The following is a 6,375-nucleotide window of genomic DNA, read 5'->3' as shown; positions in this document are numbered from 1 at the left end:
TTTTTAGACTTTTTTTCCCTCAAAAAGTGCCGACCCTTGGAGTGATTGGGGGGAAAATTCCGGGACTTTTTCCCTGAAAATTAGGTAATTGACCACCTGAAAATGGGTAAAACCCCACACCCCAACCCCCAACCCCCAACGAAAAACTTTTTGCCGCAAACCCTAATTAGGCAAGGGATTCTCCCACTTCTAAGAGGGGACAAAAGGGAAAATAGGGGGAAACCGTCCAACGATAGAATTTTTTGCTGCTGGTGGACTGAAGATTAAAACGCAGGGAAACAAAGGGGAAAAAGGGAGATACGGAACAATTCCAACTGAAAGCCGGCTTAGAAGTGCTATTATCGCCCTGGAAAGACCAAGCAGGGTATTGAAAAACCTCCCGGACGAGGGATTTTCCTTCATCGCTAACTTGGGCGCAGCTGCGACTAATGCCCGAAACCAAACAGAGACTATTACTGACACAATTATCATTAGAAGCCACGATCAGGAGATCTTCCCCGGTGGTGGTTAGTTCAAAAGCGATAAAATCTCCAGCTTGCCAACGACTAAGGACTTGTCCCTGGGCATTCTGGTAGATAGCGCTGCAGTTTTCGGGATCGAGAAGACGATTACTATCGGGATCTAAGTAACCGCAAACCTTTCCCATCAGACGAGTTCCATCCTGAAACCCATACACCCAATCAAAGGTATCGATGTTAGCGGCCCCTTGATTGCTTTTGTTGACCAATAGTAATCGATCGCTGACCACGGTTATTAATTCTCTATAAAACTAAGTAGTCGTGCAAAATTAATTTCTTGGTTAGGATAGGCACTCATGCAAAAGGCAAAAGACAAGAGGTAGTGAGATATGTGTAATTAATTTTGCCTAGGGACTTAAGCTTCCCTTAATAACAAAGGTATCACTAAATACCAATTTCCCAACGAAAAGATTTATTAAGTTTAACTTCTCGTCCCTCTGGGAGAGTGAACCAGTCAGCTTAAATCAAGGCCAAAACCTGCTATCTTATGGGGAGACAAAAATTATCTAGATATTGTTTTAGCGAGTGGTAGTAAGGGCATGGCGTACAAGCGGGTATTATTAAAACTGAGTGGGGAGGCCCTGATGGGCAATCTCGGCTATGGGATCGACCCGATGGTGGTTTCCGCTATCGCTCAGGAAATCTCCGAAGTGGTTGACCAAGGCATCCAATTGGCGATCGTGGTCGGTGGAGGCAATATTTTTCGCGGGGTGAAAGCAGCCTCGGCCGGCATGGATCGGGCCACAGCCGATTATATTGGTATGATAGCAACAGTCATGAACGCTATGACCTTGCAGGATGCCCTAGAACGAGCGCAAGTACCGACTAGGGTATTAACGGCGATTGCCATGCAGGAATTGGCTGAACCCTATATCCGCCGGCGAGCAATCCGTCATCTGGAAAAAGGTCGGGTGGTGGTTTTCGGTGCGGGATCGGGTAATCCTTTCTTTACCACCGATACCACGGCGGCCCTGCGCGCTGCCGAAATCGATGCGGAAGTGGTGTTTAAAGCGACGAAAGTGGATGGAGTTTATGATTCCGATCCCTCCCATAACCCTAACGCGCGACGCTTTCAAAGTCTTACCTACGGTCATGTGCTGACTCATGATCTGCGGGTGATGGACGGAACGGCGATCGCTCTGTGCAAGGAAAATAATATCCCGATAGTCGTTTTCGATCTGTCGGTGACAGGTAATATTGTTCGCGCTGTCAAAGGTGAACCCGTTGGAACATTGGTAGGAGGATTCTGTGAAGTTAGCTGAAGTTCAAGACCAGATGCAGAAAACCGTCGAATCAACCCAGAGAGCTTTTAATACGATTCGTACCGGCCGGGCAAATGCTTCTCTTTTAGATCGGATCGTGGTGGAGTATTATGGCATGGAAACTCCCCTCAAGTCCCTAGCGACAATTAGCACTCCCGACGCGACCACGATCGCGATTCAACCCTTTGATCGTACCAGTATGGGGGCGATCGAAAAGGCGATTTCTCTGTCGGACGTGGGTTTAACCCCCAGTAATGACGGTCAGATCATTCGTTTAAATATCCCTCCCCTGACCAGCGATCGCCGCAAGGAATTGGTCAAATTAGCGGCGAAATTGGCCGAAGAAGGAAAGGTGGCTATCCGCAATATTCGCCGGGATGCGATCGATGCTATCCGTAAACAGGAAAAAGGTCACGAAATTTCTGAGGATGAATCGAGGGATTTACAGGATCAAGTGCAGAAATCCACCGATAAATTTATCGCCAAAATCGAGGATTTGTTAACGACAAAAGAAAAAGATATCATGACCGTTTAAGTTTTTTTCTCCTCATGGATAGAACAGGCTTTTTGTCTGTTCTATTTAGCTTTTTATCCCTATTTAAAAGGTATAGGGGAGTGAGAAGGTTTGGGGGTGAAGTCTTTCCGTATCGCGGCATCTCAGGTTCTACCATTTTCTTTATTCGTGGCAGGCATCCTACTCCCCCTCTCCCACCCCCGCCTTGGGGGCAAGGGTAATTAACCATCTCTGCCATTACTTTAGAAAATTTCTTCTTTCTGCTAGTTGATTGATCATAATAGCCGTACATTTTCGATCATGAGTAATCACTAAACAAGAATTTTTTTCTGGTAATAATTGTTAAAATTGAGGCAGTTTTAAAGCATCATTATGACGGGTATTATACTAAATACGGTTATTAAAAACTGATTATAGCGGTTCTCGCATCTGCGAGGCACACTTTAACCTTTGTTGACTAAGCTTTTCAGGATTGAGAATGTACCTCTTGTGAACAGGAAACGCTATATTTATCCCCCCCTTTTGCCTGTCCTTATAAGTAGGGTTTGCTGAATAATGGTAAAACCCTTTTAAAATAAGGCTTTTGACCTGTTAAAATCCGATGTTCATGCTGCGAAAATCGGATTGGGACCCTCAAAAACCTTGCATTATCCTTCTTGTAGTACATAAACTGGTACAAAAAGAGAGGGCAACAAAGCCTGAAACGACCGGCTCCTGACGACCGACGACCGACTCCTAACCCCACCAACAAACTTTTTCAGCAAACCCTAAGTAGCCTATTCTCAACGGATTTAGTATTATTGGTTGCTATTTAGGAGATAGGAGTCGTCAATCAGCCAAAAAACTTTGGGACAGGCCGACCCGGTGTTTACCGACAATGTGCTGTTACTTACACAGACTTTTGGGAGTCCTATAAGACAGTAATTCCGAGTAAACGTCATCGACCGGTCGGGAAAGAAACTGGTCAAACTAATCCTATTGAAAGATTAAATAATACCTTTCGACAAAGGATTTCTCGGCTGGTGAGAGAGAGTCTATCTTTCTCTAGCAAAATGGAGAATCACGTTGGGGAGCCCTTTGGTATTTTATCCATGACTACAATGCACAGCAAAGCAAAGGATTAAGCCTCCATCACTACTACCGAATCACCACCCTCTATCTTTCTATCTGTCTATCCACTAGGATAATGACCTTGCAATCAAAACTTCATGTCTGCGTCACAGTAAGTTCATATCCCCAGCCTAAATTAGAGATAGTCAGTCCCAAGCCGTTTTCCGAAACACTCCTCTCACACCCACGATTATTAGGACTGACTTTTATTCCCTTCTCAGAATGGTTAAACAATAAAAACTATGACTCGCAATATTTTTAACGATAATATCTCCCCGCGCAACGAAGGCAATCCTAAACGCTCCAAATCTTCTGCAATGAAAAAACTTTTTGCCTATTCCTCTTTACTGGTTTTGGGTGCCGGGTTAGGCATCGGTGCCACCTACGCCTACAGCCAAAATCCTCTAGAATTAGCCCAAAATATTGCCACCGCTGCCAATAATCCTCGCCCCTCCACACCAGCGGCTGCCGCTCCCTCGTCTCTGGTTATTCCTACCAATTTTGTCGCTTCTGTGGTGCAAGAAGTGGGGCCGGCGGTGGTAAGAATTAATGCTTCTAGGGAAGTCAATGGAGGCGGTGATTTTTCTGAATTTGCTAACGATCCTGTTTTCCGTCGCTTCTTTGGTTCTCAAATACCAAAGGGAGGAGAAAAACAAGTTCAAAGAGGTACAGGTTCGGGGTTTATTATCAGTAATGACGGTAAAATTATCACCAATGCTCACGTTGTCGAGGGAGCAGATAAGGTGACTGTCACCCTCAAAGATGGTCGCACTATCGATGGTAAAGTTTTAGGTAGTGATCCTTTAACTGATGTGGCAGTGGTACAGGTAGAAACGAGCAATTTACCCACGGTTAAATTAGGTAATTCTGATAGTTTACAGGTGGGAGAATGGGCGATCGCTATCGGTAATCCTTTGGGATTAGATAACACTGTCACCACGGGAATTATTAGTGCCAAGGAACGCAATAGCTCCCAAATTGGCGCTAGTGATAAACTGGTAGATTTCCTGCAAACCGATGCGGCAATTAACCCCGGAAATTCCGGCGGACCTTTGTTAAATGCTCGGGGAGAAGTCATCGGAGTTAACACTGCTATCATTCAAAATGCCCAGGGTTTAGGTTTTGCTATTCCGATTAAGACTGCCCAAAGAATCGCCGAACAATTAATCGCTACGGGTAAGGTGGAACATCCCTATCTCGGTGTTCAAATGGTACAGTTAACTTCGGAGGTAAAAGAACAATTAGCCGATAGTCCCATGGCTGATAATTGGACTATCCCCGATGATTCTGGTGTCTTGTTAGTGCGGGTGATGAGAGATTCTCCTGCCGCAGCAGCGGGATTGCGATCGGGTGATGTGTTAAAGTCTGTAGGTGGTAAGAATGTCACCGATCCCGATGCGGTTCGGGAAATTGTTGCTAATACTCAAATCGGCGATAATTTACCCGTAGAAATTAGCCGGGAAGGACAAAAAATTAATCTGAATATTCAAGTGGGTAGCTTGAATACTGCTAACAGATCCCAGTCTGAAAAATAAGTGGTAGAAGACCTAAACTTTATAGAGAGCTTGTTACTAAGCTCTCTATATTTCTGGTTTTACTTTTGGCTCTTGAATCGAATAATTATGCTGTAATAGTCTTTCCTGTGGTTACTCTGGGGAGGGAAAAGTTAGAGGCAATCAGGGCAAAATGATAAGTATTTTATATATAAATACTCTCAATACTTAAAAATATTTATAGCGGTTCTCGCATCTGCGAGGCACACTTTAACCTTTGTTGATTAAGCTTTTCAGGATTGAGAATGTACCTCTTGTGAACAGGAAACGCTATAAATTTACAATCGGTAATATTTATTTTTACTTAAGAATTTATTGAGAATAATTTTTATTTATTTACGAGGTTGCAATACTTCCAGCGATTCAGGTATAATTTTGCATTATGCTATCATGGGTTTTGTTGTAATTTTTAGGTTTTTAATGGTCTGGGTTGTCTTAAAACCCTTGCTAAATCTAGATTTTTCCCTTGAGCAAAACCAAACACTTTCGCCAATTGTCCCTTTTTTCCCGAACAACGTTGATCTAATTTTTGTGTAGTTTTGTTGCAAAGTAAAAATTTTTTTGACAAAATGGCTAAATTGTGGTATGGAGATAGATTGTTGATAGGGGGCAATTCAAACCGAGGCAATCAATAATTAGGGGAGGGTTAGGGAATTTAACCGAAAATTGGGAAGATTCAGAAGAATTAGCCGAAGAACTGGATAATATCTTGGACGAGAGAACCTGATGGCTTATCTCTTTGATATCGATGCCATTTCAGAAAAATCAGCGATAAAAACCTTTTTTACCGATCTAGCCCGGCTCTAACGCCTGGGAAGGGAAAAATCCTCAATTGAACCGAAATTAGCTTAATCAAAAAATGTGCTATAATCAGAATGTAAGCACAAGGGGCCGTAACGGTTTCGACAGGTTAGCGAAAGCTCCCCCGTGATACAGGTCGAGAGTGAGTCTCCTCTCGTAAATCAAAGGCTCAAACAAAAAGTAAATGCGAACAACATCGTTCCTTTCGCTCGTAAAGCCGCTCCTGTAGCTGCCTAATAGTCTCTAATCGACTCGAGCATTCATAGTTTGACTCCGTTAAGGACTATGGATAAACCCCCAACGGATGCCACGTTTAACTTTCTCTAGTTAGTTAACCGTCTAAGCTTTAACTAGAGCATCCCACTGTCCGGGATAAGTGACAGTCCCCGTTTCGAGGGTAATCGAGACTAAACCTGTGAATGAACGGACAGTCAATACCTAATTTGGACAGCAGTTCGACTCTGCTCGGCTCCATTGATTACCGAAATTTTGGGTTAAAGCCCCGTCCTTTTAGGACGGCTTTTTAAACTATAGCTTGTTAACTTAACTTTTATTGTGCTATACTGATTTTATCTAAGTACCCCCTGCGTAAAATGTTTGTCTTAGAGTTTAAAGTT

Annotated in this window: 4 protein-coding genes, 1 other RNA gene and 1 pseudogene; 5 read left to right on the top strand and 1 reads right to left on the bottom strand. The window is 43.5% G+C overall.

What is annotated here, in order from left to right:
* Positions 1–166: 166 nt before the first annotated feature.
* On the bottom strand, positions 167–748 hold the full coding sequence (locus tag IM322_RS01700; protein WP_002797920.1) for a hypothetical protein: 582 nt from the start codon (positions 746–748) through the stop codon (positions 167–169).
* A gap of 309 nt (positions 749–1,057) precedes the next feature.
* On the opposite strand from IM322_RS01700, the gene pyrH reads away from it, so the two are divergent.
* From pyrH to ssrA, 5 genes and pseudogenes are all read left to right on the top strand, one after another.
* Positions 1,058–1,780 carry a UMP kinase gene (pyrH, locus tag IM322_RS01695; protein WP_002762234.1) on the top strand — a complete coding sequence of 241 codons (723 nt, stop codon included), beginning with the start codon at positions 1,058–1,060 and terminating at the stop codon, positions 1,778–1,780.
* Between the two features lie 13 nt (positions 1,781–1,793).
* Positions 1,794–2,315 (top strand): ribosome recycling factor, encoded by a 522-nt coding sequence (gene frr, locus IM322_RS01690; RefSeq protein ID WP_502863131.1) that lies wholly within the window; start codon positions 1,794–1,796, stop codon positions 2,313–2,315.
* Between the two features lie 781 nt (positions 2,316–3,096).
* A pseudogene (locus IM322_RS01685) lies at positions 3,097–3,399 on the top strand (IS1 family transposase); the annotation flags it as partial.
* A 247-nt stretch (positions 3,400–3,646) separates the two neighbouring features.
* Positions 3,647–4,939, top strand: a complete 1,293-nt coding sequence (locus IM322_RS01680; protein ID WP_287672827.1) for an HhoA/HhoB/HtrA family serine endopeptidase — start codon at positions 3,647–3,649, stop codon at positions 4,937–4,939.
* A gap of 905 nt (positions 4,940–5,844) precedes the next feature.
* Positions 5,845–6,235, top strand: a transfer-messenger RNA (tmRNA) gene (gene ssrA / locus IM322_RS01675).
* The last annotated feature ends 140 nt before the right edge of the window (positions 6,236–6,375 follow it).

The sequence above is a fragment of the Microcystis sp. M109S1 genome, from assembly GCF_020247025.1.
GTDB lineage: Bacteria > Cyanobacteriota > Cyanobacteriia > Cyanobacteriales > Microcystaceae > Microcystis.
This window is presented reverse-complemented; position numbering and strand designations above follow the sequence as displayed.

Bases quoted from the DNA above. Each gene is read 5' to 3' on its own strand.
- pyrH (WP_002762234.1), top strand. From the start codon at position 1,058: ATGGCGTACAAGCGGGTATTATTAAAACTGAGTGGGGAGGCCCTGATG.
- frr (WP_502863131.1), top strand. From the start codon at position 1,794: ATGCAGAAAACCGTCGAATCAACCCAGAGAGCTTTTAATACGATTCGT.
- IM322_RS01680 (WP_287672827.1), top strand. From the start codon at position 3,647: ATGACTCGCAATATTTTTAACGATAATATCTCCCCGCGCAACGAAGGC.